Origin of the sequence: Collinsella sp. An2 (assembly GCF_002160065.1) — a bacterium.
Lineage (GTDB): Bacteria > Actinomycetota > Coriobacteriia > Coriobacteriales > Coriobacteriaceae > Limicola.
In genome coordinates this window covers 1-26,187 of record NZ_NFJW01000015.1, presented here as the reverse complement: position 1 = coordinate 26,187, position 26,187 = coordinate 1, and the positions used below count along the sequence as shown (strand labels likewise).

Sequence of the window (26,187 nt, the reverse complement as noted above, 5' to 3'; positions counted from 1 at the left end):
ATGCTCACAATGAAATACCGAAAAGATACCGCCTGCTACCTGCATGGTTGATGTTCGTATGACAGCGGGGCGGGTTGGTGGACGCCTGGCACGGGGCCGGCCCGATGAGGCGCCGTGTGAGATTGCGACCAGATTCCTGTAAGGTCGCTTGGTTTTTCTTCGCGATGAGAGCCTGCGCGGATCTGCTCCTCGGGACAATGGGCTCAGTCGACGCCGCGTATGCAAGATGGCATCGACGAGGCCAGAGAGGGGGCAGGGTGATGAAGCGCGGCACAAGGGTACTCATCAGCCTGGCATGCGGCGTACTCGCTGCAGCATGTGCCTTTCTCTATGCCTCGGACGTGCGTGCGGAGGCGGAGCGTGCCCATGAGGAGACGCTTGCTCGCTATGGGGGCGATACGGTTTCGGTGTGCGTGGCAACGCGCGAGATCGAGCCGGGAGAGACCCTGATGGAGGGCGACGTGAGCCTGGAGGAATGGGTTTCAAGCATGCTTCCCCGGGACGCGGAAACCTCCGTGCGCGACGTCGCGGGCAAGACGGCGACCTCCCATATTCCCGAAGGGGCGGTGATCTGCTCGGCATACTTCAAACGCGACGCGGACGCGCTCGACGTGCCGTCGGGCATGGTCGCGGTGTCGGTGCCCGCAGATGAAGAGCATGCGGTGGGCGGGGCAATTCTGCCCGGCGACCGAGTCGATGTGTACGTCTCGAAGGACGGCATTGCGGACCGGCTGTGCGACGCCCAGGTAATCGACACGAGCGCACACATGGCGGGGACGGAAGGGACGGATATCACCTGGGTGACGCTTGCCCTGGAGCCCGAGCGGGTGGCGGAGGTGCTTGCGGCGACGGCCCGCGGTTCGATCAGCCTTACGCTTCCAGGCTCAGGTTTGGAGGTCCAAGACGGAGGTGACGTGCAATGAGGTCGGTCTGGTTTGTCTGCTGTGCCCTTGAGGACTACGAGTTCGTGCGGCACGAGGTGATGGATAGGGACCCATCGGCGCAGCTGCTGCGCGTCGGCCACCTCGATTCGCTTCTTGCGATGGTGGGCGCTCTGCCGCGCCTGAACGGTGGCGTCATGTTGTGGCTGAGGGGCATTGACGGGGGCCTGCTGTCCCAGGTGGTGCGAACCCTTGTCGAGGGGGCTGCCAAGCGAGTTGTCGTCGGGATCGAGGTGCTCGATCCTTCGAATATCGTCCGCTGTCTTGAAGCAGGGGCGACCGAGGTGGTCGTCATGCAGGATGCGGAGCCGGAATCGGGGCGCGCGATGTGGGCTTGCATGGATGAGGAGCCGCCGACGATGCGCGCCGCAGCATCCGGTCCCGGCGACGAGGTGGGGGCGACGTCAGCGTCGAAGCGGCGCGGCCGCCGGTCGGGGGACGAGGCTGTCGTGCGCGAGGCGTGGGCGTCTGTCGAGGACGAGCCTCCCTGGGATGAATATATCGAGGTGTTGGAGAAGCAGGATAGCGATGGCGCGGCGGCTCGCGCACCGGAGACGTCGGAGGTGCTGGGAGCAGAAGGGCGCTTTGAGGGGGTCGCTCGCCCTGAGGTCGATGCCGAGCGACGCTGCGAGGAGGCGCCCGGCGGACATGATGAGCGGACGGCGGCTGGGGAGTCCGAGGAGCGTGGAATCCAGGCTGAGGAGTCGGCTTTGGGCGAGGGTTCGACGCGGACCGAAGAGTCGGCGCGAGTTGAGGCCCCAGCAAGGACCGAGGGGCCGGCGCGAGGCGAAGGGTTGGCGCGGCCTGCGGAAGCGACGAGGACTGGGACCACGATATGCGACAGGGCTTCGGCGCGTGGCGAGGGGACGGTACCGGGAGCTCCTGTGATCGCGTGCCTTTCGGGGCGCGGCGGCTGCGGCCTCACCACGATCGTGGCGTCGCTGGCGCTCGTCGCCTCGCACCTGGGGTTGCGCACCGCCGTGCTGGATTTGGACCTCATGTTCGGCAACCTATACACGATGCTCGGCGCCGACGGCCTGCACGATCTGGGGCTGCTCGCAGCCGGCAAGCAGGGCGAGCTCACCGAAGAGGATATCGTTCGGACTTCGATGCGCATCGGCCCCAACCTGACCGTCTGGGGTCCGGTGTCGTTGCCCGAACAGGCGGAAGTCATGGGCCCCGCGGTGGAGGAGCTGCTGGATGTGCTGCGCGAGGAGGCCGATGTCATCTTCGTGGACACCTCGACGCACTGGAGCGACCCGGTTGCTGCCGCGGTGTCGCAGGCAGACCGATGCCTCTTGGTGGGGGATACCTCGGTGGCAACGGCTTCATCGCTTGCGCGCGTCATCGAGCTTGCGGGGCGTGTGGGGGTGCCCCGAACGCGCATGACGAGCGTGTTCAATCGATTCGGCGCGCCGGGGTGCGGGGAGGATGCCGCCATGCGATTCGAGGTCTCAGTCGCGTTGAGCTCGCGGGCGCGTATCGCCGACGGCGGGGCCGATGTGCGTGAGCTGGCGTCCTTTGGACGCGTGGACGAGCTCATTGCCAAGCCGGGGGCGTTTTCGGAAAGCGTGCAGGCGCTTGCATGCGATGTGTTGCGCGAGCTGGGATGTCCGGTCCAAGGGCAGCCGGCCGCCTCCGCCGTGCCCGAGCGGCACCAGAGGCTTCGGCTGCCATGGCACAAGGTTGCAGGTGAGAAGCGATGAGCGTTCGAGAGCGCGTGGAGCGCGCGCAACGCCGGGCGGCTGGCGACCAGGGGCGAGCCGCGTCGGGACATCGCGAGGTTGTTCGGGCGGCAAAGCGCGGCATGCTCGACCGCATCGGCTATGCCGAAGCGGCCAGGATCGTTTCGAGCACGGATGTCGTGCAGTCGCGCGAAGAGCTGCGCCCTGCCGTCGAGGCGGTGCTCAACGCCGGCTCCGCGGGGGAGATGGCGGCGCATCTTGCAGCCTCCGAGCGCGAGGAGGTCATTGCCGAGGTTCTGGACGACGTGGCCGGCCTTGGGCCGCTTCAGCCCCTGCTGGAAGACGATTCGGTAAGCGAGATCATGGTAAACGGCTGCACCTCGACGTTTTTCGAACGCGCGGGCGTCCTGTACCCGCTTGGCGAGGTCTTCGAGAACGAGGAGCAGATCAGGATTCTCATCGACCGCATCATCTCGCCGCTGGGGCGTCGCGTCGATGAGCGAAGCCCGATCGTGAACGCACGTCTGGCAAGCGGGTATCGCGTGAACGCGGTCATCCCGCCCGTTGCCATCGACGGGCCGGTGCTCACCATCCGAAAGTTCTCCGACCGCATCAGTTCGCTTGCCGAGCTCGTGGCGTTGGGGTCGCTGCCCCGGTGGTATGCGCGCCTGCTCTCGTGGGCGGTGCGCCTGCGGCAGGACCTGGCGGTTGCGGGAGGCACGGGGTCGGGCAAGACGACGCTGCTCAACGCGCTGTCCTGCGAGATTCCCACAAGCGAGCGCATCGTGACGATTGAAGACTCGGCCGAGCTCAAGTTCGCGCGGCATCCCCATGTCGTGCGACTCGAGGCCCGCGAGGCGTCCATCGAGGGAGAGGGCGCGGTGACCATTCGCGACCTGGTCACGAATGCGCTGCGCATGCGTCCCGATCGCATCGTGGTGGGAGAGGTGCGCGGAGCCGAGTGCATCGACATGCTCCAGGCCATGAACACGGGCCACGACGGGTCGCTCACGACGCTGCACGCTGGCACCGAGGAGGAGACGGTGGTGCGCCTGACGTTGCTTGCGCGCTATGGCATCAACCTGCCTTCGGAGCTCATCGAGGAGCAGATCGCCATGGCGCTCGACGGAATCGTCATGTCGGAGCGCCGCGCCGACGGGCGGCGGTTCGTGTCCTCCTATTCGGGCGTTGCCCGCGGGGCGCGCGGGGGTGTTGAGCTGGAACGGTATGTGTCGTTTGACAGCACGCGTGGACGGTGGCGGCTGGAACGCGAGCCGCCGTTCGTGGACGCTGCCGTGCGGTCAGGCATGCTCGCAGGCGAGGAGGTGGAGCGGTGGAGATCATCATGCCCGCAGCCGTCGGCCTGTTGACGTGTCTTTGCGTGGGCGGAATGTTGCCGCGTGGCGCTGTGGAGGGCGCCCGCCGTACCGGTGCAGGTCGTGTCGGGTTTGCAGAAACGCTGGCCCTTTGGGCGCGCTCGATTGGGAGCCATCTGCCCGTGGACCTTGTGCAATCGCATGGAATCGCGCCGCTCGGGGACGAGGCGATTCGAGTGGTAGGGCCGGAGTATGCAGAGGACCTGCTTCCCGTCGAGCGCGCCCAAACAGGCGCGGGGCTCGTGCTGCTTGCCTGTGGGGCTGGCTGTGCTGTTGGGGCCGTGGTGGCGCTCTCGGCTTGGGGCGCTGTGGTTGGAGCGGCGGCCCCCATCGCGCTCTGCGGCGCCGCGGCGGCGCGTCGACGGCGGGATGATGCCCGGCGCATCGAGGCCGCCATGCCCGAGGCGTTCGGGGCACTGGCGATATCGCTGGGGTCCGGTCACTCGCTCGGGCAAGCCATGCGTTTTGTGGGCAGCCACGCCGAGGAGCCCGTGCGTACGGAGTTTCTGCGCGTCTCAAGCTCCATGGTGTGCGGCATCCCGGCGTCTGAGGCGCTCGACGACATGCTGCGTCGTCTTCCTGCGCCGGGGCTCGAGTTGGTGTCGCTTGCCCTCAAGGTTTCCCAGCGCACCGGGGCGCCGCTCAAGGGGTTGCTCGAAGACGCTGCGAACACCGTGGGCGAGCGCATGGAGCTCGCGCGCCGTCTGGACGTGAAGACCTCTCAGGCGCGGATGTCCGCCCGTCTGGTGGCGCTCATGCCCGTGGCCATGATTGCGCTGCTCACGCTCTTTTCGAGCGACTTTCGTCAAGGGCTGGGAACGGTGACGGGCATGGTGTCGGTGGCAGTTGCCGCTGCGCTCAACCTATGCGCCTGGATGATCATTCGCAAGATCATGGAGGTGAGGATCTAGTGGGAGTGCAGGAGGTCGTGGCGCGGCTCATGCCGGTTGCGCCTTGGGCAGCGATCGCGGTGCTGATCTTTGCCGCTGCCCTGGTGGCCCCGGTCTGGACGGCCGGCGATGCGCGCTGGCTTATGGAGTGCGCACAGCGGGTGGTCGTGCGCTTAGGAGGCATGCTGTCGGCGCCTGTCCGGCGCTGTTCGCGCGCACTTGGCGCGTTGGGTCATCGGTTTGCCGGAGATGCACCGCAGGCGACGCTGGGCGAGGCGTCCGAGATGGTCGACATCGTGCGCCTGGGGCTTTCGGCTGGACTGTCGTTCGACGCGTCGCTCGAACTCTATTGCGCCGGACGGACCGGCGCGCTGGCGGCAAGCATGTCGCGCGCGATGCTCTCATGGCGCGTGGGCTTAGCGACGCGTGAGGCCGCCCTCCAAGGTGTCGCCGCCGAGGTGGGGCTTCGCGCCTTGGAATCGTTTGCGACGGTGTCTGCCCAAGCGATCGAGCTCGGCGCTCCGCTGGCGCAGACGCTTGCCGGCCAAAGCCGCGAGATGCGCTCGGCACACCGGGCGGCCGTCGAGCGCGAGATCGAACGCGTCCCGGTAAAGCTGCTCATTCCCACGGGGACGCTCATCTTGCCGGCGTTGCTTCTGTCCATAATCGGCCCGCTGCTCGCTGCCAGCGGGATGATGTGAGGGAGGTCATCATGAGAAAACACACGACGGGTCGTCTGACGGTCGCACGGGGCGTGGAAGGGCTGCGCCTGCGCGCATCCCGCGCCGTGCGCAGCATCGCCTGCGAGCTGCAGGGATTGAAGTGTGAAGAGCGTGCCCAGGGAACCACGGAATACGCAATCCTGGTGGGAGTTTTAGTAGTCATTGCGATCCTAGCCATCATTGCGTTTCGCGACAAGGTGAGCGAGCTTTGGGACGCTATTTCGTCAGGCATCAACAGCCTCTAGCGCAGGAAGGGACGGCGCATGGCGCGGCGTGGCGTGACGCGTCTGCTATGGGCGCTGCCGTTTGTGGCTTGCCTGGCGGCGGCGCTCCTGGCTTGGCAGGTTGCTGGCAGGATGGGTGCCACGTCTGAGGCTCCGTTGGCTACCGGCGAGGGTGGCCTGGCGGATGCGGATGTGCTTGAGCTCGCCGAGCGGGTCGAGGCTGCGGCTGACGCCGCCCAGGCATCGTCGGAGCGGACGTTTTTGGATGATTTGCAAGAGGGCACAGACGGTGCCTCGCAGGGCACCGATGGCAGCTCGGAGCCTGTGCCCGCGAATGGTGATGAATCTGCCGACATCGCGGTCTCTTGGAGCGACGAGGTGGGGCTCGTCCATCAGGCGACATGCATCGTGGAAGCATATCGCGACCATACAGACGCCCGGATTGCAACAAGCGGCTACCTCGACATGAAAGGCAACGTATGGGGAGCGGTGATGCGCGACATCGCATGGGTCGACGTGGTCGTAGTGCGGGCGAACGCGGACGGGGCCTCCTCGACGGCTCAGGTCGTGAGGCTGCGCCCCGTTGAGGTGGAGGGCGGCTGATTGCAGGCGGAGGCACGGGGCGAATGCGCCCCGTGCCCGCCCGCTTGGTCGCGCAGTCGAGGAGCGCGCCGCCGGCAGGGCATGTGACGAATGCGAGGAGGGGACGATGAAATGGCCAAAACGCTGGCATCGTTGGCGGGAGGACGCAGGGCCAAAGGGCGGATCGGTTGGCTTGTACGCGAGGCTCGGGCGCAGGGCACGGTCGAATACGCGCTCACGCTTGTTGCGCTTATGGCGATGGTCAGCGCGCTGGCGTTGCTATGGCGCGCAGGCGAGGACGGCGTCTTTGCCCGCCTGGCCGAAGAGGCGGCATCGCATGCGCTGGGTGGAACGGGTCCCATCGACATCGCGCTGTTTTAGGCTGGCGCGCGAGGCGGCGGCTCAGGCGACGGTCGAGGCGGCTATGCTGCTTCCCTGCTTTCTGACCCTGTTGCTGGTGGCACTGCAGCCGGTGTGTCTGCTGTATACCCGCGGCGTGATGGAGTCGGCCGCATCCCAGACGGCCCGTTTGTTGGTCACATCGGAGGGCGAGCTTGAGGCGTGCAAGGCCTTTGCGCTGCGTCGCCTTGCGGCCGTGCCCGACGTCGACATCTTTCATGCCGGCGGTCCTCTGTCGTGGGAGGTCGAGCTTTCACCGGCTTCCGATACGGGCGGGGAGGTGTCGGTTTCGATCGCGGGATATGTAAGGCCGCTTCCCGTCCTCGGTGCGTTTGTGGGGGCCTTCGGCACGCGTAACGCCCAGGGCGATGTGGAGCTTCGGGTCGAGGTGTCCTACGAGGGAAGGCCTGAGTGGTTGGAGGGGAGCTATGAGACGTGGATTCAGGCATGGGATTGACCTGTTTATCGAGGACGGTGCCTACACCACCTTGGCCGCGGCGGTGTCCATCTTAGTGGTGCTCGCGCTTGTGTTCTCGGCTTCGACGGCCATGTGGAGCATGTCGCGCGCGGGAGACACGCAGGTTGTGGCAGATACCACGGCACTTGCCGGCGCAAATGTGGTCTCGTCGTATCACACGACGGCGACCGTGGTCGACGCCGCTGTGCTGAGCATGGGACTTGCCGGTCTCTGTGTGACCGGGGCTGGTCTGGTCGGCCTGCTCGTTCCGGGAGCCAACGCACTTGCGGCCGAGACGGTCCAGGCGGGTATCCGCATGATCGACGCGCGCAACTCGTTTGCGACCTCCGCCTCGCGCGGCCTCAAGACGCTCGAGGAGTCCCTGCCCTATCTGGTGGCGGCAAACGGAACGCGAACCTGCACGGCGCAGGAGACCGAGAACCTCTCGTTCGTCGGAACGGCGCTCGCCGTGCCGCGCGAGTCGGCGTCGGAGTTCCCGGCTCTTGAGGGCGACCAGGTGCCGACCGAGCGCCTGGAGCAAGAGGCGTGGGCGCTCGACGAGGTAGCACAAGAACTTGCCGAGGCATCTGAGGACACGGCGCGCTCGAAGGAGGCGGCGTGGCTTGCCGACTGCGGTCGCGATGGCCGGAATATGCAGGAACGCGCGGCGCAGCTGTCGGGCCTGTCGGGGGCCGAGAATCCCGACTACGCCTCGAGCATCACCTGGGAGCCGACGGTAGGGCTCGACCGCGCTCGCGCGTATTACCGCTGGCGCCTGGACAACGAGGCTCCCGAAGGGTCGGGCGTCGAGGCACAGGCGGATTCGGCGGCGCGGCGGGCGTTCTACCGCTTTGCGCTCGAGCAGATGGAGCGTGCTTCCATCGTCGAGGAGGGCGGCCGGGTGGTCTCGACGGTTCCCTTGTTGCCGCGCAACACCGACGAGGTGCGCGCCACGGAGCTCTACACAGAGGCGGTTTGGCCATCGAGTGTAGAGGACGACGGTTTGACGCTGCATTACGCATCGTCCTGTCCCGGGGCAAGCGGCGCCGCAGGTCCTGCAATCGCGCTGTCGGCCATCGATGCCGGAGCTGCCCGGGAGTGTGAGGTGTGTCGGTTCAGCGTGGGCGACCTGGGCAAGACGCCAGCCGCCTCGACCTCCATCGACAACGGGTTTGAATATCACCTGCGCGAGTTCACGCAGGCCCTCGACGAATATGTTGACTGCAGGAATCGGGAGCTCGAGCTGGAGCGTGCCGCGCTCGGCCAGGCGGAGGATGCGGGAGACTCCTTCGAGGAGGCGCTTTCGGTGCTCGCGGGGAAGCGTCCGCGCATCGCGCCGCCTGGTCGCGAGGGATGTCTAGCACTCGTGTCATCAGGCGAGATCTCGTCGCCCGCGGAGCTCGAGAGCTCGTTTGCCGCCGGCACCGAGCTGGGGCGCCGCGGCGCCATTGCCGCCGCGGTGCTTGCTCCCGATGCCGCGACATCCGAGAACAACGTGCTCTCACAGTTCTTCTCGTCGCTGAAGGCCCGCACGGGAGGTGGTGGCGCGGTGGGGCTCATCGACGACGTCATGGGCTTGTGGGGAGAGCTTCTGCTTGGGTACGGAGACCTGGCGGCGGGTCTTTCGTCGCTCATGGACGACCTGGTGGGCGGTCTTTCGACTTTTGGTATGGGGCCGATCGCTTCATGGCTGGGGGAGCGCGTCGAAGGTGCGGTGCGTGGGCTTGGGTTCGAGCCGGTCGATTTGAGCGTGCGAAAGCCCGTGCTCACCGACTCGGGCAACGTGCTTGCCCGCGCTGGGCTGCCGGGAGCATCAGCGGCGCAAGATTTGCTGCGGTCCCTGACGATCGGCACGACAGACCCGGCGGCGATCGCGCGGGCAATCGGCTACGAGCTGGGTGAGTACGTCGCGTCGGCAACCATCACGCTGGCAGAGATTCCCCTGCCGGGCGGTGGTTCGCTTCCGCTGACCGTGCGGTTGCGCGATGTAATAGCGCCCCTGACGGGAGGGTGATGGCGATGGAGGAGTTTCGGGTGTTGCTACGTCGCATGGGTGAGGAGCGCGCCCAGGCCGTCGTGGAGATGGCCGTCGTGACGCCGGTGCTCATCGTGCTCGCGCTCATCGTCTACAACGTCATGCTCTTCTCGTCTGCGGTTGCCCGCTTCGACCGCGTAGCACCCGATATCGTGGTGGCGCATGCGGTGTCGCCTGCAGGATCGGTCGGTGCGGACGGCGGCTCGTCGGCGGGCGAGGTTGCCTCGCAGCTCGAGCATGCCATGGAGGGCTACGAAGTCGAGGTCGAGGTGTCCGTGGAGGGGGCCGGCGAAGCCGAGGATGAGAGTCTGCTGTCACTTGTGGGGTCGCTCCATACCTATCGATGCACCATGCGCATGCACCCGTGGCCAAGCGGACTGAGCATAGCGGGAGTGAACCTGGGGGCGCCTGCCGTCCTTGCCCATGAGCGGACGGTGACGGTCGATCCCTGGCGACCGGGGGTGATTGTATGAGACAGATAGATTGTGCGCACGATAGGGCGTACGACGAGAAGAGGCAGGCCGACTTTTATCGAGCGATGACCTTGCTGGGCTGGGAGCGCGCCGAGCTTGTGGTCGCAGATAGGTTTTTCCAGCGGCTGCTCGGCATGGGGGCGCCCGTGCTTCGGGCCAAGGACGTTCCGTTCGTCTTGGGCTTTCCGGGTTGCCGTGCAGTGCACACGATGCTTATGGGCCGGCGAATCGACGTCGTCTTCATCGACGCGTCGGGCGGTCTCATCGAGGTGCATGAGGGCGTTGGCGGAGGAAGGTTACTTTCCTGCCCTGGTGCCACGGCGGTGCTGGAGCGGTGGACGCCGCAACAGCACCGAGATCAGCCGGGGGCGCCCGTACGCCCCGCGGTGGGACGGGGTGCGCGGGGCGGCCTCTATATCCGCGTCTGAGAAGGTTGAGCGGGCAGCTATGGTGGGGCGGCAACTATGGTTGGACGGATATGGTCGGACCGACGGCTACGGTTGGGCCGGCGGCTATGGTTGAATCGGCGTCTATGGTTGGACGGGCGGCGTTGTCAGGCGTCGGCCCTGTCGGTCTGTAGGGCAATGACAAGGTTATATACGTCGCGCCGGCGCCGCGAGTACCGCTGCGAGAGACGCTTGGCGATCCCCGATGCTGCCTCTCCGGCGTCGAGCGCAGAGACGATGTCGCGCCGCAGCGCTTCTTCGGGATCTTCGTTGGAGGGCTGCGATACGACAGCCGCCTGCATTTCGTCCTCGGCGGGCGGGGCTACCACCACGACCATCTCGCCGCGCAACTCGCCGCGTTCTTGGACCTGTTCGAGCAGATCGGGAGCAGGCGCACGAAGCACCTCTTCATGGAGCTTCGTGAGCTCGCGGCAGAGGGCGACCATGCGTGTGGGGAAAGCCTTCGCAAGCGATGCCAGTGTCGCCTCGATACGATGCGGAGACTCGTAGAACACGAGCGCGCCCGGAACGGCGGCGAGGCGTGCAAGGCGCCGCGCCCGTTCGCCCTCTTTGCGGGGAAGAAAGCCTTCGAAGAAGAAGTGCTCGCAGGCGATGCCCGACGAGACGAGCGCCGTCACGCACGCGGACGGTCCGGGGATGACCTCGACGGGTACCCCGGCATCGCGGGCGGCGTCCACGAGCACCTGCCCGGGGTCGGAGATCGCGGGCATGCCCGCGTCGGAGGCAAAGGCAAGGCGCTCGCCGCCAGCCATGCGCTCCACCAGGTGCGGGGTGCGCGCAGCGATGACGTTCTCGTCGCAGCGTATGAGCGGCTTCGATATGCCGGCGTGAGCGAGCAGCTTGCCCGTGACGCGGGTGTCTTCGCAACAGACGGCGTCGGCGGCCGCAAGGGCATCGACAGCGCGCGGGGAGAGGTCTCCCAGGTTGCCGATGGGGGTTCCTACGACGGAAAGTCCGCCCGCGGCAGGCTCATGCGTCCGCACGCGGCAGTCGTCGGTGCGGCGTTCTGCAGCATGCGCAGGTGCGTCGGGGTGCGCTGCCGGGTCGTGTTCGGCGAGGGTGTCGAGGTGCTCGGAAGACATCACGGCTCCCGTCAGTCGAGCATGGCTCGCTCGAGCGTGCCGAGGGCGACGCGGGCGTCCCAGGCGGCGATGCGGCGCTCGGTCTTCCAGGTCTGGAAGAACCATCCACGCGCGTCGCCAAACGACGCCAGCTGGTTGGAGATGAAGACGCGCTCGTAGGCGGTGCGTCCTTCAGGCGTCACCGAGGCGTTGGCAAAGACCGCCGCTCCCGACCACTCGCCCACGATTACCGGGAAGCCGGCTTGGTGCGCCTCGTGAATGAGGCGGCGGTTGCGGGCGATGGCGGAAGAGAGGCCCCGCGGGCTCGTGATGTCCTGGGCGTTCTCGTCGCGATAGTGGTACAGATGCACGTCCATGCAGACGTTTACGTACTGCGAGCCGCGCATGAAGTGCTTCCATGCCGAGGGGTGCCCGGAGGCCGAGAACACTACCATTTTGTCCTCGGGCATGTTCAGGCGCACGAGCTCGTAGGCGTCGCGGTAGAAGTTGCGCAGGTAGTGACTGGGGATGCCCTCCGTCATGGTGAAGATGTTCTTGCGCACGCTCATGATGGGGGAGTCCAAAAGCTCGATGCCCATGAGGCTGTCTCTGGTGCCGTAGCGCGTCGAGAGGCGCTCGAGCACGTTGAGCGCGATGTGGCGGCCGTTGGCGGAGGAGTGCCAATCGGCCGTGGAGCGCGGCGTCGAGGCGACGTCGTTTGAGTCTCCCTGGCCACCCGGCACGGTTGCCAGGTCAAGCAGCACGCCCATGCCGTATTTCTCGGACCACTCGAAGGCGCGGTCGATATAGTCCACTACGGGGATATAAATCTCGGACTCTCCCTGCGAGCCAAAGGCATACCAGGGAATCTGCAGGCGAATCGCGTTGAGGCCGATCGCCGACATGCGGCTGAAGTCCGCCTCGGTGATGAAGGTCTCGTAGTGCTGACGAATATGCTCGTTGTAGGTGGTCGCACCAAGCGCCGCCTGCAGCTCGGCCTCGTTTGAGGCACCGGTGGCTGCGAACAGCGACGGAGTGACCCAGGGTTCGGGGATGAACCATCCAGACAGGTTGACGCCGCGAATCCTTTCCGCCATGTCAGCTCCTTTCTGAGCGAGTCATCGCGAAACAAAAAGAGCGCCTGCTGATGACGGCGGGCGCTCTTAACAATCTATGGTGGTCAGAGAGGGAGTCGAACCCCCGACACGAGGATTTTCAGTCCTCTGCTCTACCAACTGAGCTATCTGACCAATAGGCGGCCGTCGAACGGCAGCTAGGCTAGTTTACCAAACCACTCGCTGGGGTCAAGCGGGAATTGGAAACTTTTTTGGTAAGCCGTCTTACCCCCCCCTGTGCCTCGCCCCGTTCTCCCGACTTCGCTGCAGCATGTCGCCTGCGGTATCATGTCCTCTATATGCGTCGCCGGCCGCAGGCCCACCGCACGCAAGGCCCGTCATGAGGGAGAGGATTGCACGACATGGAGCATACGAAGCCTTCGTATTACATCACCACGCCCATCTACTACGTGAACGCGAAGCCCCACCTGGGCACCGCCTACTGCACCGTCATGACCGACGTGCAGGCGCGCTTCCGCCGCGCGTGCGGGTACGACGTCAAGTTCCTCACCGGCATGGACGAGCACGGCGAGAAGGTGGCCGAGGCTGCCGAGAAGAACGGGTTCGACTCCCCGCAGGCTTGGTGCGACTCCATGGAGCCGGCCTTCGCCGACCTGTGGCGTACTCTCAACATCTCCAACGACGACTTCATTCGCACGACGCAACCCCGTCACATCGCCGGTGTGCAGAAGTTCCTCAAGGTGCTCCTCGACCGCGGCTACATCTACAAGGGCGCCTACGACGGTTGGTACTGCCGTCCGGACGAGACCTATTTCACCGAGACCCAGGTACGCCATCACGAGGAAGAGCGTCAGGCTGCGGGCGAATCCCCGGTCGACCCCGAGCATCCGCTCTGCCCCGATTGCGACCGTCCGCTCGAGCGCATCCAGGAGGAGAGCTGGTTCTTCAAGCTCTCCGAGTTCCAGCAGCCGCTGCTTGATTTCTATGAGGCGCATCCCGACTTCATCCAGCCCGAAACGCGCCGAAACGAGGTTGTCTCCTTCGTGTCCGGCGGCCTCAAGGACCTCTCCATCAGCCGCTCCACCTTCGACTGGGGCGTGCCGTTCCCCTTTGACGAGGATCACGTGGCCTACGTGTGGGTGGACGCGCTGCTGAACTACATCACCGCGCTCGGCTACGGCTCCGACGACGAGTCCGACTACGAGCGCCGCTGGCCGGCGCAGGTCCACATCGTGGGCAAGGACATCATCCGCTTCCACTGCGTCATCTGGCCGGCGCTGCTCATGGCCGCAGGCCTGCCGCTGCCCGAGAAGGTCTTCGCGCACGGGTTCCTCACCGTCCGCAACGAAGAGACCGGCAAGGTCGAGAAGATGAGCAAGAGCCGCGGCAACGTCATCGCGCCCCAGGAGGTCATCGACCTTTTGGGTGTGGACGCCTACCGCTATTACTTCATGAGCGACGTGGTGCACGGCACCGATGCGCCCATCAGCTGGGGACGCATGCGCCAGGTGTACAACGCCGACCTTGCCAACAGCTGGGGCAACCTCGTTTCCCGCACGCTCAACATGAGCATGAAGTACTTCGATGGCTGCGCACCGGCCCGTCCTACAGCCTACGATGAGCCCTCGCCGCTGCGCGACGCCTGCGAGGGAATCTTCGACCGCTATGCCGCCTGCATGGAGACCATGGATTACGGCGGAGCGGCGGCCGAGGTGCTTTCCATCGTGTCTGCTGCGAACCACTACATCGAGGATATGGCGCCGTGGGCGCTGGCGAAAGATCCCGAGAAGGCCGACGAGCTGGCGCTTGTGATCTGGAGCCTGCTCGAGGTCATTCGCATCGCCTCCGAGCTGTACGACCCCTTCATGCCGAGCATCTCCGCCGAGGTTCGTCGTCGTCTCTCGCTTCCCGTGGAGCCCACCGCGGACCTTGCCGCGGCGTGCGTGTGGGGCGGCCTGGCCGGCGGTGAGCCGGTGGAGAAGGGGGAGCCCCTCTTCCCGCGCCTGACCGACTAGGCGCGGCTTACCGTAGCGCCCGACCTTGGCCTTCAATCGTCGGTCGGCGCACACTAGGCGTCCTCCCTCCTCTTTCAGGCCAATCTCGGGCGCTACGGCAACCCGCGTGGACTTTCTGGCCGCGCATCTCGGGGCTTGGACGGCCCGCGCGCCGGCGTCTGCGCGCTTTGCCGGCTCAACCGTTGGGGGAGCACATAACAGATAGGAGCCCTCTTGACCACATCGCCGCTTGCCAACCTCTCCGCCACGCGCGACCTGCTGGATGAGTTCGGTTTGGCCACCAAGCATCGCTTGGGGCAGAACTTCCTCATCGACAACCACGTGATCGAGCACATCTGCGAGCTTGCAGAGCTCACGGGCTCGGAGCGCGTGCTCGAGGTCGGCCCCGGCATCGGCACCCTTACCTTGGCGCTCGTGCAGGAGGCGGCGCGCGTGGTCTCCATCGAGATGGATGCGACGCTCGAGCCAGTGCTCGATGCGCATGCCGCCGACCACCCCAACTTTCGCTACATCATGGGCGATGCTCTCAAGGTGTCGCCCGCAACGATCGCCGAAGTCGCGGGCGGCGAGCCGACGGTTCTGGTGGCAAACCTGCCCTACAACGTTGCCGCGACGATCATCCTACAGTACTTCGAGACCATGCCTTCGCTGCGACGCGCCGTGGTCATGGTGCAGAAGGAGGTTGCCGACCGCATCGCCGCGGTGCCGGGGACCAAGGCATATGGCGCCTACACGGTGAAGCTTGGGCTGTACGGCGCGGTGACGGGGCGCTTCGAGGTGCCTCCGCGCTGTTTCATGCCCGCTCCTCATGTGGACTCGGCCGTGGTGCGCATCGATCGGCGCGAGGTGCTAGACGCCGGTACAAACGCGCCGGGCGAGGGGGCTGCCGCCACGCCGCTCGACGCGGAGCGGGTAACGCACGTGGTGGATGCCGCCTTCGCGCAGCGCCGCAAGACCATCCGCAACTCCATGGGGTCGAACGGTTTTGACAAGGCGCTGCTCGACCAAGCGTTTGCTGCTGCCAACATCGCTCCCGGCGCCCGCGCCGAAACGCTGTCGCTGACCGATTTCGTGCGCTTGGCGCGCGCCTATGACGAGGCGGCGTCGGGCCTGGCCGATACCCCGGCGGGGGACACCGACCCCAGCGCGCAAGCATCGGCCTGCGGTCTTCGCTCCGCGGAGGACGGCCGATGACTGGGTACACCAACGTCCCCGGCGTCGCGTTTGTAAAGGCCGCCAAGCGCAAGAAGCCGCGGGTCTACAGGACTCCCCGGCCGCTGGCGCCGCTTTTCGATACCCATGCCCATCTCACCTGCTTTTGGAATGCTCAGCCCGCCGAGGTGCTCGTGCGCGCGGGGTGCGCCGGCGTTCGTCGCCTGGTGACGCTGTTTGACCCTCTGTCGGACGACTTTGACGATGCGGTGGCGTTTCACCAGCAGCTGGATGCTTGGCAAGATCGTGCTCGCGACCTCGCGCCGTCGATGGCGCTCTTGGCCGAGGAGGCGGTGACAGGTGAGCCGGCCGATGTGGCCGACGCCGCCGACTTCGCGCTCGCTGCCGCCTCCGTGCCGCACGATGCTGCCGGCCGCCTCGAAGGTGTCCGTGAGGGCCTGGAAGAGCTGGTCGATACGCTGCGCTACCTGGTGGGCGTGCATCCGTATGGTGCGCCGTCCTACACCGACGAGGTTCACGCGAAGCTGCTGGCCGCCCTCGAGGACCCGCGCTGCGTCGGCGTGGGAGAGATCGGGCTGGACTACCACTTCGACGCCGTCGACAACATAGAGGCCGCCCCGCACGACGTGCAGATGTCCTGTATGGCCCGCCAGCTGGAGCTTGCCGTCGAACGCGACGTTCCCGTGGAGCTTCATCTGCGCAACGATGGTGACGACGAGGCTCGCGAGGCCCATGCTGACGCCTATCGCGTGCTGAAGGACGTGGGGATTCCAAGCGCCGGCTGCGTGTTGCACTGCTTTGGCGAGGACCGCGCCACCATGGAACGGTTCGTGGAGCTGGGCTGCCACATCGCTTACGGCGGCGCGGCCACGTTCAAGCGCAACGAGCATATTCGCGAAGCATTTGCGGCGACGCCGCTCGACCGCATTCTGTTCGAGACCGACTGCCCTTACATGGCGCCCGAGCCTATCCGTGGCTTGGAATGCGAGCCGGCCATGATCGCGTTTACCGCAGACGCCCTCGCGCGCGACCGCGCTGCCCGCACCGGCGAGGATCCTGCCGAGGTTGCGCGTGCTGCCTGGACAAACGCCCTGAGACTCTTCGACTAAGGGCGGAACTCATGTCCCGGTCGCGCCGTGGTCCATGTAGGTTCCCGTCGGGATGGCAGGGGAGGCATATGATGTGCGAACGATCGTCGGTTGGTGCATACGACCTGCATAACCATTCGGTGTTCTCGGATGGCTCCTGCACGGTGGACGAGCTGATAGCACAGGCGCGGTCCGCGGGGCTGGCTGGCGTCGCCGTGACCGACCACGATAGCCTCTCGCAGCTTTCGGCGGTGCGTGCGTGCGCCTGCGCAGCCGGCTACCCGGTACTTGCCGGCGTCGAGGTCTCGGCCGTCTGCGCGGCGACGGGTCGCAAGGTGCACATTTTGGGGTTCGGCCTCGAGGCGACGCCCGATGGGTCCGGCCCGCTTGAGCGCATGGTCGCGTCAACGCTTCATGCCCGTGCTGCAAATACGCTCTGGCAGGCGTGGACCATCAAGCACGCCATGGATGCCGGCGCAGACCCGCTTGAGGGCCTCGCGACGGTAGGCGTCGCCGAGGTCGACCGGTGCGACCCCGACTTTTCGCTCGATGCCGTAGCGAGGGCGTGCGCCGCGGGAACGGCGCCCTACAAGCAGCACATCATGGAGGCGCTGACCCATCTTACCTACACCGATACCGCCTACCAGCCGATTTATCGGAGCCTCTTCAGGGGACGGGGAATTGCGGTAAGCGATATCAGCTATCCCGAGGCGACCGACGCGGTGCGTGCCATTCGCGAGCAGGGCGGGGTGCCCGTGCTCGCGCATCCCGGGCAGATGGATTCATGGTCAATCGTGCCCGACCTCGTGACGGCAGGCCTCATGGGTATCGAGGCCTTTCATCCAGATCACGGTCCTGCAGAGGAGCGTCGCGCACGCGAGCTTGCCACTGAGTACGGGCTCTTTGTGACCGGCGGCAGCGACTACCATGGACGCAACGGTGCTTCCCCCAAGGTGGGGGAGCGCTTCGTGTACCCCGATGAGGCCGGGGAGCGTGTGGCCGAGCTCTTCGCCCGGGAGGCAGCGCTCGCCTAAAACCCGCTCGTCTAGGTCTGGGGGCGGGGCCGGCGATCCCTCAGAACCGCGGCAGGCACCAGATGCGCACGGGCGTCTCGCAGGACTACACCTCCGGGGCCACGGCGAATTCCTCTTCGGGGGCCGTGGTCGGCATACCGGTGATGGTGCGCACGAGGCGGTCAAACTGGACAAGCAGCCATTCGAGCGGTCCCGGAGCGGCAACCTCTTCTGCTGCCACCAGGTCGACCTCTGCGACCACTTCGCCGTCCTGGCTGAGCGTGAGCGTGCCCGCCGGGTCGCCCGCATGCACGTCGCCGGTAAAGGAGACAAGGTCGCAGCTGGCCTCGACGTCGTTGCCCAGGCTGAACAGCTTGACGGTCTGCTCGGGGTCGGCCGCGACGACGTCGACGGTCTTGTCGGTCCAATCGGCATGTGTGGCGCGCGCGACGAGCGTTGCCCCCTCCAACGTGGTGCGGGTGCTTTGTACGGCAGGGACGTCCACCTCGTGGTTGTAATACCAGGTCGCGAGCGTCATGGTGTCCTTGAAACGCTCGTCATCCTCCCACGATTCGGGCTTCGAGGTCATGGGGTCTCCAAGAACCACGGTATAGACCTCGTCGTCATCGCGCACGAACGCGCCGGCAAAGCAGGCGCCGGCGTTATCGGTCGTGCCGGTCTTGACCCCGATGTTGCCGTCGATGCCCAGCAGCATGTTGGTCTCCGTCAAATCGATGGTGCGCGGCGTGCCGTCCGCCGAGGTCACCGTGATGCTCGTGCTGCCTTCGGACACCGTCGAACGAAACGTATCGTTGCGCATGGCGTAGGCGACCATGACTGCGACGTCACGGGCGGTCGAATGCAGATCGCCCGCCCAGTCGTCGAAGTCAAGCCCATGGGGGTTGGTGAAGACGGTGTCGGTGCATCCAAGCTCCTGTGCCTTGACGTTCATCGCGGCGATGAAGGTGGCTAGGGGGTCGGTCGACGAGGGGTCCATCGACGCTCCGACCGAGCTGGCGATGGCCATGGCCGCATCGTTGCCCGAGGGGATCAGGAGGGCTCGCAGCGCATCCTCCAGCGAAAGGGTGTCGCCCTCCTTGAGGTTTGCCGAGGACTCGCCCACGGTAGCGGCGGCCTCATCGACGGTGACCACGTCGGTCAGGTTTGCGTTTTCAAGCGCGACGATAGCCGTCATGACCTTCGTGATCGAGGCGATGGCGCGCTGTGTATCGACGTCGCGCGCATACAGCAGACGGCCGTCTTTGGTGAGCACTAGGGCGCTCGGCGCTGCGATATCGGGCAAGTCTGCGTCGGCGATGCCGCGGTCGGAGGCCGCCTCGCCGCACACAAGGTCGGCCCGCTGCACGACGGCCCATGCGGGGCACGGCGCGCCCAGGGCGACAACGCAGGCGATCGCCGCGCCGATGAGGGGGCGTGCCCACCGACACCCGACCGGACGCCGGGCCGTGCGGGGACTGCAGGGGGTCGAATCATTCGATGCGTGCGTGCAAGCGAGGCGTTGGGATGCTGCGTGATCGTGGTACCGGGTCATGGCCGCCGAGCTTTCTTATGAGTGTGAATGTCTTGCAATGGTGCGCTCCAGGGCATCAAGTGGCCTGCTTGGAAGCGCAGTGGCACGAGTATACCGAGGTTGTGGATGCTTTGCGAGCACCTTCGGACAGGCTTAAAGTAGCCTTAAGGACTTCGGCTCCTTGCGGTTCCGCCACATCTTGTCGGGCATAATGGGGAGCTGGAAGGGGGCATGCTGTGGAAACGCGCATCTTGGTCGTTGACGACGAGAAGACCATCACCGATCTTGTGGGGATCTACCTGAGAAATGAGGGGTACGAGGTCACCCTGGCCTACAACGGCGCCGATGCGGCGCGCGCCATTCTCTCCCAGGAATTCGATTTGGCCATCTTGGACATCATGCTGCCCGACATCGATGGCTACGAGTTGCTGCGCACCATTCGAGCCGACCATACCTATCCGGTGATCATGCTCACCGCGCGTGACTCGCAGACCGATAAGATCGAGGGCCTCACCTTGGGCGCCGACGATTACGTGGTCAAGCCGTTCCGTCCCCTCGAGCTTGTGGCGCGCGTCAAGGCCCAGCTGCGTCGGTACACGAGCTACGGCAGCCGTGCCAAGGCCGAAGACTCCCACCTGCTTTCGGTGAACGGCCTTACCATCAATCGCGATGCGCGCTCGGTAACCGTCGACGAGAAGCCGGTGCGGTGCACGCCGCTCGAGTATTCGATCCTGCTGTACCTCGTGGAGCACCGCGGCAAGGTGGTGCCCGTCGAGGAGCTGTTCCGAGCGGTGTGGGGCGAAGAGTTCATGTCGACGTCCAACAACACGGTCATGGTGCACATTCGTCACCTTCGCGAGAAGATCGGCGATGACGCTGCCAACCCGCGCTTCATTAAGAATATCTGGGGCGTAGGCTATACCATCGAGTAGGTGTGCCGGCGGTACGCATCGGCCCGTTTGCCTGTCCGTTTAAGCCTGGGCATCGTGTATGAACAGAGGTTAAGCAAGTCTTCCGTTTTTATTGCGGGTGTCCTCCATATACTGGACAGCAAACAAGGCAATCAAGCGTGAGGCATGGACGCCGGCAGCGATTTCACGAAGGCCTCGACCATACGGGTCCTGGCAATACGACAGCGTTCCAGCCTCATGGGAATCGAGTGAGGGCACGCGTGAAGTTTTCTAACGGTTCTACGGGCCAGGGCAAGCAGGCCCACGCTCCGGTCAATCCCGTTACCGGTCGTCCCAACGTGGCGGGCGCGGGACAACCTACGGCACCCGCTGGGCGAAACGACGCCTCCGTCTCATCCAAGCAGGAGCGCGTCGCCGCGACTCCGGGTGCCGCTGAGGCGAGCGGTACAACGACCGCAGGGAGTGCTCCGTCGACAGCGCCGTCCTCCCAGACGGGCCACGCGGCGTCGGATGCGTCGGCGGTATCGGGCGGGGACGCTTCTTCGGTCATCGCGGCGGCGGAAGCTGATGTCGACGATGTCGATAGCCGCATGTCGGCCGATGCCCAGCAGCTGCAGGACCTGGTGCAGACCGCGCCCGATGCGGCGGAATCCAATGCCGAGCTCCTAGAGCGCGTCCGGCGCATCGTGGACAACCGCATCGTGTCGATCGTGATGCTCTTCGTGCTGCTGGTCGCGGTTGTGGGTGCCGAGAACCTGCTCATGTTCTTGATACTCATGCTGGTCGGCTACATCCTCATCGACCGTTTCGTCAACGTGCGCCGCTGCATCGTGATGGGCGGCCTCGCCTGGCTGTTGGTGATCTTCGTGGGGCGCATGATCGCCGACAGCGCCCAGGGACCCATCGTATTTGGCATCGACTACCTCTTCATGTTCTGCGGCTTTCTGCTGGCCCTTGCGGTCTGCGCAGCGTTCTTCGCTGGCCGCTACATGTACTACCGCGGGTTCGATTCTGGGCAGGCGCAGGCCGACCACGACATTGCCCAGCATATGGTCGATCGCCTCATTGAGCGGCCCGACGACTGGAGCGGCCTGGACGGCGACTACCTGGAGGTCGAATCGGCCCTTAACCGCGTTCGGGAGCGCGAACGCATGGCGCAGCAGGCCCTGCGCGACGAGGCCCGCCGCAAGGACGACCTGGTCACCTACCTTGCCCACGACCTCAAGACCCCGCTCGCATCGGTCGTTGGCTACCTGTCGCTTCTCGAGGAGGCCCCCGACCTTCCGGTCGAGCAGCGCGCCCACTTCACGGGCATCGCGCTCGAGAAGGCCCATCGCTTGGATACGCTGATCGAGGAGTTTTTCGACATCACGAGGTTCGACTTCCACGACATCGTGCTCACGCGCGGCTACGTCGACCTCAACCTCTTGCTCTCGCAGGTGGCAGAAGAGTTTTACCCCACGCTGGCCGAGCAACACAAAGAGGCCCTGATCGACGTTCCGGTTGGCCTGACCGTGCTCGTGGACGGCGACAAGATGGCGCGCGTGTTCAACAACGTCATGAAGAACGCCATCGCGTACAGCTACGAGGGCTCGACGATTCGCGTGTCGGCACGGCGCAACGACAACACGGTCTGCATCAAGTTCGAAAACCAGGGCGACCCCATCCCCGCGCCGAAGCTCAAGGTCATCTTCGAGAAGTTCTATCGCTTGGACGCCGCCCGTGCGACGAACCGCGGCGGGGCGGGCCTTGGTCTTGCCATCGCGAAGGAGATCGTGACGGCGCACAACGGCACGATCGAGTGCTCGTCCACGCCGGAGGCGACGGTTTTCACCATCACGCTGCCGGTCTAGCGAGTCTTCTCGGCTGACCTTACATGCTCCTGACAATGTGTTTTCAGCCGCATGAAACGCACCACGTACCATCAACAAGGCTATATGACGTTTCATGCGAGGAGGCACTCAGATTGTCTACAGCAGATAACAAGGAATGGATGGACGCGGTAGAGGCCGCGCATGCGGCCGAAATGGGCCAGGCCGTTCCGCAGGCTGCGACGCAAGCCGAGCATCCGGTGTGCCTGTCGGTGGAGCATCTCAACCTGTACTACGGCGACCATCATGCGCTGAAGGACGTCAACATTGACATCCGCGAGCGCGAGGTCACCTCGTTCATCGGTCCGTCCGGCTGCGGCAAGTCTACGCTGCTGCGCTGCTTCGACCGCATGAACGACATGGTGAAAGACTGCCGCATCGAGGGCAGGATCACGCTGGACGGCGAGGACATCTACCAGGACTACAACGTCACGCGCCTGCGCCAGCAGGTGGGCATGGTGTTCCAGCGCCCCAACCCGTTCCCCATGAGCATCTACGACAACGTGGCCTACGGTCCGCGCGGCCTTGGCATCAAGAGCCGCTCCGAGCTTGACGACATCGTCGAGGAGTCGCTTCGTCGCGCCGCTCTGTGGGACGAGGTCAAAGACAAGCTCAAGCAGTCCGGCCTGGGTCTTTCGGGCGGCCAGCAGCAGCGCATGTGCATCGCCCGCGCCATTGCGGTGAAGCCGAAGGTCCTGCTTATGGACGAGCCCACTTCGGCGCTTGACCCGGTGTCCACCCTTATGGTCGAGCAGCTCGCCATGGAGCTCAAGGAAAACTACACCCTCGTTGTGGTGACCCACAACATGCAGCAGGCCTCGCGCATCTCCGATTCGGTGGCGTTCTTCCTGCTGGGCGAGCTGGTGGAGCATGCTCCCACCCAGGAGCTCTTCAGCGCGCCGAAGGACAAGAGGACGGCGGATTATCTCACTGGCCGCTTCGGCTAAACCCCCGGCTTCCCCAGGCGCCCGATCTTGCCCCTCAATCGTCGGGCGCCGCACGCGAGGCGTGCGCCCTCCTCTTTCGGGACAACCTCAGGCGCCTGGGAAACCCGGGGGCATCTGCGGCCGGCATCTTGCCGCTCAAGCCTTCGAGGCATGGCACAAAGGCCTATGCCCTCGGCTTTCGCGGCAACCTGCGGCATGCGGGGCGCCCGGACCTCCGCTGCCCGATTTGCCCCTCGATCGTCGGGCGCCGCGCGCGAGGTGCTGCGGGCGCATAACATACGGTATCGGCATGCCCGGGTCGCGAAGGCGTCCGGGCATGCGGTGTATGATGGGCTATGGAATGCCTCCATAGAGACTTCTGTGGTTTGGAGTGACAGATTCGATGATCTACTACGTCGAGGACGATGACAACATCCGCGGGCTCACCCTGTACGCCCTGCACCAGCAAGGCATCGAGGCCGAAGGGTTCTCATGCGACAGCGAGTTCAAGGCCGCCGTTGCCCGACGGGTTCCCGACGCGGTGCTGTTGGATATCATGCTGCCCGACACGGACGGCCTCGAGATCCTGCGCCGCCTGCGCGCCGACCAGGAGACCGCGACCGTGCCCATCATGATGCTCACCGCCAAGGACACCGAGCTCGACAAGGTAGTCGCGCTCGACGGCGGCGCCGACGACTATCTCGCCAAACCCTTCTCGCTCATGGAACTCACAAGCCGCTGCCGCGCGCTGCTGCGCCGCGGCGGCATGACCAAGAAGCCAACCGACGTGCTCTCCAACAGCGGCATCGTGCTGTCGCCGAGCCATCGCGAGGTGACGGTCGACGGACAGCCGGTCAAGCTCACCCTGCGCGAGTTCGACCTGCTTGAGTTCCTCATGCGCAAGCCGGGCGTGGTGTTCACGCGCGAGGCCTTGCTGCAAAGCGTGTGGGGCTGGGACTTTGACGGCGGCTCGCGCACGGTCGACGTGCACGTTCAGACGCTCCGCCAGAAGCTGGGCGACCGCTCCACCTGCATTGAGACGGTGCGTGGCGTGGGTTATCGCTTCGCCGACCGCTCGGCGTGATGACCGTGAGCGCACTGGCAGCCAAACATTCGCTTTCCCGCCGTGTCTTTGGCACGGTGTTCTCGGTTGCGTTCATCGGCATCGCGGTCTTTGCCATTGCGGGCACGGTGTTTTTGCACGGCAACCTGGCGCGCTCCACAAAAAACGAGCTCTACGACGAGGCCGAGATCGTCGCCACGGCCCTCGACAGCGCCGATGACGACGTGGAGATGCTCGAGCGCATGACCTTCGACTCGAAGCGCGTGACGCTCATCGATGTCGACGGCGACGTGATCTACGACAGCGAAGAGCCCGAGTCCCTGATGGAAAACCACGAGGGACGCCCCGAGGTCGAAGAGGCGCGTGCCACCGGCCACGGCTCTGCGGAACGCTCGTCCTCCACGCTGGGCGAGGTCATGCTCTACGAGGCCGTCGCGCTTGAGAACGGCCAGGTGATTCGACTCGCCGAGGCGCAGGAGGGGCTGCTTGCGATTCTCGCATCGTTCGTGGCGCCGCTCGTCGTGATCGCGGTCATCGTGCTCGTGGTGTCGTTTTTCGCCGCACGCCGGGAGTCCCGCGTCATCATCGCGCCGTTGCTCGACGTGGACCTGGACCATCCCAAACGCAACATGGACAACGCCTATTCCGAGATGGTTCCCATGCTGGAGCGCATCGAGAGCCAGCGTAAAGAGCTCAAGCGGCAGATGCGCGTTCTTGCCGACAACGACCGCATGCGTCGAGAGTTCACCGCCAACATCACCCACGAGCTCAAGACGCCGCTCACGACTATTTCGGGTTACGCTGAGCTCATCGCCGGCGGCATGGTGGCCGATGACGCAGACCTGCGCGATTTCGGCAGCCGCATCTATCGGGAGGCCGGCCGCCTGACCGCGCTCGTCAACGACATCCTCACGCTCTCCAACCTCGACGAGGCTGAGCGCTCCGAGAGCAGCGATTCCACAAGCATCCTGGGTTCCATGGAGCCGGTCGATCTGCCTCGCATGCTCGACTCGGTGATGCAGCGGCTGGAGCAGGTGGCCAAAAAGGGCGAGGTCAGCATTGTGTGCGACCTGCACCCGGCGCTTGTGGTGGGCGTGCCGCGCCTGCTGGACGAGCTGGCGTACAACCTGGCAAGCAACGCCATCCGCTACAACCTTCCGGGTGGCACTGTGACCCTTGCATGCGGTATGGACGAGGGCAAGCGCCCCTTCATCCAGGTGATCGACACGGGTATTGGTATCGCGCCCGAAGAGCAGGAAAAGGTCTTCGAGCGCTTCTATCGTGTGGACAAGAGCCGGTCGAAAGCGCGCGGAGGCACCGGGCTGGGCCTTGCGATCGTAAAGCACGCCGCGTCGTTCCATGGGGCGAGCATCGATCTGGCAAGCGAGCTGGGCCAGGGCACGTGCATCACGGTGACCTTCCCGGTGCAGGTGTGGCCGGAGGGCGCGATTTAGGGCTCGGGGCTTCAACCGTGTGCAGCGGCCCTCCTTGGGGACGGGCCGTTTCGCGCGTTCGTGCGTGACGCGTGGTGTGACCAGCTGGTTTTCGCGTGGTGCGCCATGGCGGGCTCCCGCGCTTACAGCATGCAGACACAATGCAAACGAAATGTTCCGTACGTTTGGGGTGCGCGTCTGTTAAGCTGTTCGGTGGGAGCCTTATCTCTGCCTAGGTACGGTCTTTTCCCGCGTGTTCCAGTTGGTATGCAAGTGAAAGGTCGTTCAACATGAAGTTCTTCATCGACACCGCCGACCTCGACGAGATCGCCGAGGCCAAGAGCTGGGGCTGCCTTGCCGGCGTCACCACCAACCCGAGCCTGTACGCCCGCACGGGCGGCAAGCTCGCCGACTTCGAGCCGCATATGTTGAAGATCGCCGAGCTCTGCGAGGGCCTGCCGGTCTCTGCTGAGTCCACCGCCACCACCGCCGAGGGCATGATCGAGGAGGGCAAGCGCCTCGCTGCGCTCGCTCCGAACATCGTGGTGAAGCTCCCGGTGTGCGAGGCTGGCCTCGCCGCCTGCCGCGCGCTCGCCGACGCAGGTGTCCGCGTGAACATGACGCTCGTGTTCTCCGCCCCGCAGGCGCTGCTGGCCGCCAACGCCGGCGCCCGCTACATCAGCCCGTTCGTGGGCCGCTTCGACGACATCGCCGAGGACGGCATCGAGCAGCTCGCCAACGTCGTGACCTGCGTCAAGAACTACGACTGGACGGG

The 26,187-nt window shown here is 65.4% G+C and carries 25 protein-coding genes and 1 tRNA gene; 22 read left to right on the top strand and 4 right to left on the bottom strand.

Annotated elements, in window-relative coordinates; genetic code table 11:
- Window positions 1-260: 260 nt before the first annotated feature.
- The 12 genes from cpaB to B5F33_RS08780 all read left to right on the top strand — a co-directional run bounded on the left by cpaB (window position 261) and on the right by B5F33_RS08780 (window position 10,212).
- On the top strand, window positions 261-923 hold the full coding sequence (gene cpaB, locus B5F33_RS08835; RefSeq protein WP_087411442.1) for a Flp pilus assembly protein CpaB: 663 nt from the start codon (window positions 261-263) through the stop codon (window positions 921-923).
- A complete protein-coding gene (locus tag B5F33_RS08830) occupies window positions 920-2,647 on the top strand; it encodes a hypothetical protein (RefSeq protein ID WP_087411441.1) in 1,728 nt (575 codons plus the stop codon). The genes cpaB and B5F33_RS08830 overlap by 4 nt, the downstream gene beginning before the upstream one ends.
- Window positions 2,644-3,996, top strand: a complete 1,353-nt coding sequence (locus B5F33_RS08825) for a CpaF family protein (protein WP_087411440.1) — start codon at window positions 2,644-2,646, stop codon at window positions 3,994-3,996. The genes B5F33_RS08830 and B5F33_RS08825 overlap by 4 nt, the downstream gene beginning before the upstream one ends.
- 128 nt (window positions 3,997-4,124) lie before the next feature.
- On the top strand, window positions 4,125-4,913 hold the full coding sequence (locus B5F33_RS08820) for a type II secretion system F family protein (protein WP_239285002.1): 789 nt from the start codon (window positions 4,125-4,127) through the stop codon (window positions 4,911-4,913).
- A complete protein-coding gene (locus B5F33_RS08815) occupies window positions 4,913-5,593 on the top strand; it encodes a type II secretion system F family protein (RefSeq protein WP_239285000.1) in 681 nt (226 codons plus the stop codon). The genes B5F33_RS08820 and B5F33_RS08815 overlap by 1 nt, the downstream gene beginning before the upstream one ends.
- Window positions 5,594-5,679: 86 nt before the next feature.
- Window positions 5,680-5,859, top strand: a complete 180-nt coding sequence (locus B5F33_RS08810) for a class III signal peptide-containing protein (RefSeq protein ID WP_087411465.1) — start codon at window positions 5,680-5,682, stop codon at window positions 5,857-5,859.
- A gap of 18 nt (window positions 5,860-5,877) precedes the next feature.
- Window positions 5,878-6,441 (top strand): hypothetical protein, encoded by a 564-nt coding sequence (locus B5F33_RS08805; protein WP_087411439.1) that lies wholly within the window; start codon window positions 5,878-5,880, stop codon window positions 6,439-6,441.
- Window positions 6,442-6,552: 111 nt separating this feature from the next.
- Window positions 6,553-6,801 carry a hypothetical protein gene (locus tag B5F33_RS08800; RefSeq protein WP_087411438.1) on the top strand — a complete coding sequence of 83 codons (249 nt, stop codon included), beginning with the start codon at window positions 6,553-6,555 and terminating at the stop codon, window positions 6,799-6,801.
- Window positions 6,758-7,276, top strand: a complete 519-nt coding sequence (locus B5F33_RS08795; RefSeq protein WP_087411437.1) for a TadE/TadG family type IV pilus assembly protein — start codon at window positions 6,758-6,760, stop codon at window positions 7,274-7,276. The genes B5F33_RS08800 and B5F33_RS08795 overlap by 44 nt, the downstream gene beginning before the upstream one ends.
- On the top strand, window positions 7,248-9,290 hold the full coding sequence (locus B5F33_RS08790; RefSeq protein ID WP_087411436.1) for a hypothetical protein: 2,043 nt from the start codon (window positions 7,248-7,250) through the stop codon (window positions 9,288-9,290). The genes B5F33_RS08795 and B5F33_RS08790 overlap by 29 nt, the downstream gene beginning before the upstream one ends.
- A 5-nt stretch (window positions 9,291-9,295) precedes the next feature.
- Window positions 9,296-9,784, top strand: a complete 489-nt coding sequence (locus B5F33_RS08785; RefSeq protein WP_087411435.1) for a hypothetical protein — start codon at window positions 9,296-9,298, stop codon at window positions 9,782-9,784.
- A complete protein-coding gene (locus B5F33_RS08780; RefSeq protein WP_087411434.1) occupies window positions 9,781-10,212 on the top strand; it encodes a hypothetical protein in 432 nt (143 codons plus the stop codon). Before B5F33_RS08785 ends, B5F33_RS08780 begins: the two co-directional genes overlap by 4 nt.
- Before the next feature lie 125 nt (window positions 10,213-10,337).
- Here the strand turns inward: B5F33_RS08780 and rsmI are convergent, their stop codons facing one another.
- From rsmI to B5F33_RS08765, 3 genes are all read right to left on the bottom strand, one after another.
- A complete protein-coding gene (gene rsmI / locus B5F33_RS08775) occupies window positions 10,338-11,333 on the bottom strand; it encodes a 16S rRNA (cytidine(1402)-2'-O)-methyltransferase (RefSeq protein WP_087411433.1) in 996 nt (331 codons plus the stop codon).
- Between the two features lie 11 nt (window positions 11,334-11,344).
- Window positions 11,345-12,409, bottom strand: a complete 1,065-nt coding sequence (locus B5F33_RS08770) for a cellulase family glycosylhydrolase (RefSeq protein WP_087411432.1) — start codon at window positions 12,407-12,409, stop codon at window positions 11,345-11,347.
- Between the two features lie 77 nt (window positions 12,410-12,486).
- Window positions 12,487-12,562, bottom strand: a tRNA-Phe gene (locus B5F33_RS08765).
- Between the two features lie 227 nt (window positions 12,563-12,789).
- Here B5F33_RS08765 and metG point away from each other — a divergent pair.
- The 4 genes from metG (at window position 12,790) to B5F33_RS08745 (ending at window position 17,698) form a co-directional block, all read left to right on the top strand.
- Window positions 12,790-14,403 carry a methionine--tRNA ligase gene (gene metG / locus B5F33_RS08760; protein ID WP_087411431.1) on the top strand — a complete coding sequence of 538 codons (1,614 nt, stop codon included), beginning with the start codon at window positions 12,790-12,792 and terminating at the stop codon, window positions 14,401-14,403.
- A 213-nt stretch (window positions 14,404-14,616) separates the two neighbouring features.
- On the top strand, window positions 14,617-15,597 hold the full coding sequence (gene rsmA / locus B5F33_RS08755; RefSeq protein ID WP_087411430.1) for a 16S rRNA (adenine(1518)-N(6)/adenine(1519)-N(6))-dimethyltransferase RsmA: 981 nt from the start codon (window positions 14,617-14,619) through the stop codon (window positions 15,595-15,597).
- Window positions 15,594-16,685 carry a TatD family hydrolase gene (locus tag B5F33_RS08750; RefSeq protein WP_087411429.1) on the top strand — a complete coding sequence of 364 codons (1,092 nt, stop codon included), beginning with the start codon at window positions 15,594-15,596 and terminating at the stop codon, window positions 16,683-16,685. The genes rsmA and B5F33_RS08750 overlap by 4 nt, the downstream gene beginning before the upstream one ends.
- A 68-nt stretch (window positions 16,686-16,753) precedes the next feature.
- On the top strand, window positions 16,754-17,698 hold the full coding sequence (locus tag B5F33_RS08745) for a PHP domain-containing protein (RefSeq protein ID WP_239284998.1): 945 nt from the start codon (window positions 16,754-16,756) through the stop codon (window positions 17,696-17,698).
- Window positions 17,699-17,783: 85 nt separating this feature from the next.
- Here the strand turns inward: B5F33_RS08745 and B5F33_RS08740 are convergent, their stop codons facing one another.
- Window positions 17,784-19,043 carry a D-alanyl-D-alanine carboxypeptidase family protein gene (locus B5F33_RS08740; protein WP_239284996.1) on the bottom strand — a complete coding sequence of 420 codons (1,260 nt, stop codon included), beginning with the start codon at window positions 19,041-19,043 and terminating at the stop codon, window positions 17,784-17,786.
- Window positions 19,044-19,444: 401 nt separating this feature from the next.
- Between B5F33_RS08740 and B5F33_RS08735 the strand changes: the two genes are divergently transcribed.
- From B5F33_RS08735 to B5F33_RS08710, 6 genes are all read left to right on the top strand, one after another.
- A complete protein-coding gene (locus B5F33_RS08735; RefSeq protein ID WP_087411426.1) occupies window positions 19,445-20,140 on the top strand; it encodes a response regulator transcription factor in 696 nt (231 codons plus the stop codon).
- 239 nt (window positions 20,141-20,379) lie between these two features.
- Window positions 20,380-21,972 carry a HAMP domain-containing sensor histidine kinase gene (locus B5F33_RS08730; protein WP_239284994.1) on the top strand — a complete coding sequence of 531 codons (1,593 nt, stop codon included), beginning with the start codon at window positions 20,380-20,382 and terminating at the stop codon, window positions 21,970-21,972.
- Between the two features lie 173 nt (window positions 21,973-22,145).
- Window positions 22,146-22,937, top strand: coding sequence for a phosphate ABC transporter ATP-binding protein PstB (gene pstB / locus B5F33_RS08725; protein ID WP_143757968.1), 792 nt, complete (start codon window positions 22,146-22,148; stop codon window positions 22,935-22,937).
- Between the two features lie 382 nt (window positions 22,938-23,319).
- Window positions 23,320-24,000: a response regulator transcription factor gene (locus B5F33_RS08720; protein ID WP_087411424.1), complete on the top strand. Its 681-nt coding sequence runs from the start codon at window positions 23,320-23,322 to the stop codon at window positions 23,998-24,000.
- A 5-nt stretch (window positions 24,001-24,005) separates the two neighbouring features.
- Complete coding sequence (locus tag B5F33_RS08715) at window positions 24,006-25,433, top strand: ATP-binding protein (protein ID WP_087411463.1); 1,428 nt, start codon at window positions 24,006-24,008, stop codon at window positions 25,431-25,433.
- Between the two features lie 269 nt (window positions 25,434-25,702).
- Window positions 25,703-26,187 (top strand): transaldolase family protein (locus tag B5F33_RS08710; protein WP_087411423.1); only part of this gene is annotated, 485 nt, incomplete at its 3' end.

Excerpts from the sequence above, each read along its gene's own strand:
- cpaB (WP_087411442.1), top strand. The coding sequence starts at position 261 with ATGAAGCGCGGCACAAGGGTACTCATCAGCCTGGCATGCGGCGTACTC.
- B5F33_RS08830 (WP_087411441.1), top strand. The coding sequence starts at position 920 with ATGAGGTCGGTCTGGTTTGTCTGCTGTGCCCTTGAGGACTACGAGTTC.
- B5F33_RS08825 (WP_087411440.1), top strand. The coding sequence starts at position 2,644 with ATGAGCGTTCGAGAGCGCGTGGAGCGCGCGCAACGCCGGGCGGCTGGC.
- B5F33_RS08805 (WP_087411439.1), top strand. The coding sequence starts at position 5,878 with ATGGCGCGGCGTGGCGTGACGCGTCTGCTATGGGCGCTGCCGTTTGTG.
- B5F33_RS08800 (WP_087411438.1), top strand. The coding sequence starts at position 6,553 with ATGGCCAAAACGCTGGCATCGTTGGCGGGAGGACGCAGGGCCAAAGGG.
- B5F33_RS08795 (WP_087411437.1), top strand. The coding sequence starts at position 6,758 with ATGCGCTGGGTGGAACGGGTCCCATCGACATCGCGCTGTTTTAGGCTG.
- B5F33_RS08790 (WP_087411436.1), top strand. The coding sequence starts at position 7,248 with ATGAGACGTGGATTCAGGCATGGGATTGACCTGTTTATCGAGGACGGT.
- B5F33_RS08785 (WP_087411435.1), top strand. The coding sequence starts at position 9,296 with ATGGAGGAGTTTCGGGTGTTGCTACGTCGCATGGGTGAGGAGCGCGCC.
- B5F33_RS08780 (WP_087411434.1), top strand. The coding sequence starts at position 9,781 with ATGAGACAGATAGATTGTGCGCACGATAGGGCGTACGACGAGAAGAGG.
- rsmI (WP_087411433.1), bottom strand. The coding sequence starts at position 11,333 with ATGTCTTCCGAGCACCTCGACACCCTCGCCGAACACGACCCGGCAGCG.
- B5F33_RS08770 (WP_087411432.1), bottom strand. The coding sequence starts at position 12,409 with ATGGCGGAAAGGATTCGCGGCGTCAACCTGTCTGGATGGTTCATCCCC.
- metG (WP_087411431.1), top strand. The coding sequence starts at position 12,790 with ATGGAGCATACGAAGCCTTCGTATTACATCACCACGCCCATCTACTAC.
- B5F33_RS08750 (WP_087411429.1), top strand. The coding sequence starts at position 15,594 with ATGACTGGGTACACCAACGTCCCCGGCGTCGCGTTTGTAAAGGCCGCC.
- B5F33_RS08745 (WP_239284998.1), top strand. The coding sequence starts at position 16,754 with ATGATGTGCGAACGATCGTCGGTTGGTGCATACGACCTGCATAACCAT.
- pstB (WP_143757968.1), top strand. The coding sequence starts at position 22,146 with ATGGGCCAGGCCGTTCCGCAGGCTGCGACGCAAGCCGAGCATCCGGTG.
- B5F33_RS08720 (WP_087411424.1), top strand. The coding sequence starts at position 23,320 with ATGATCTACTACGTCGAGGACGATGACAACATCCGCGGGCTCACCCTG.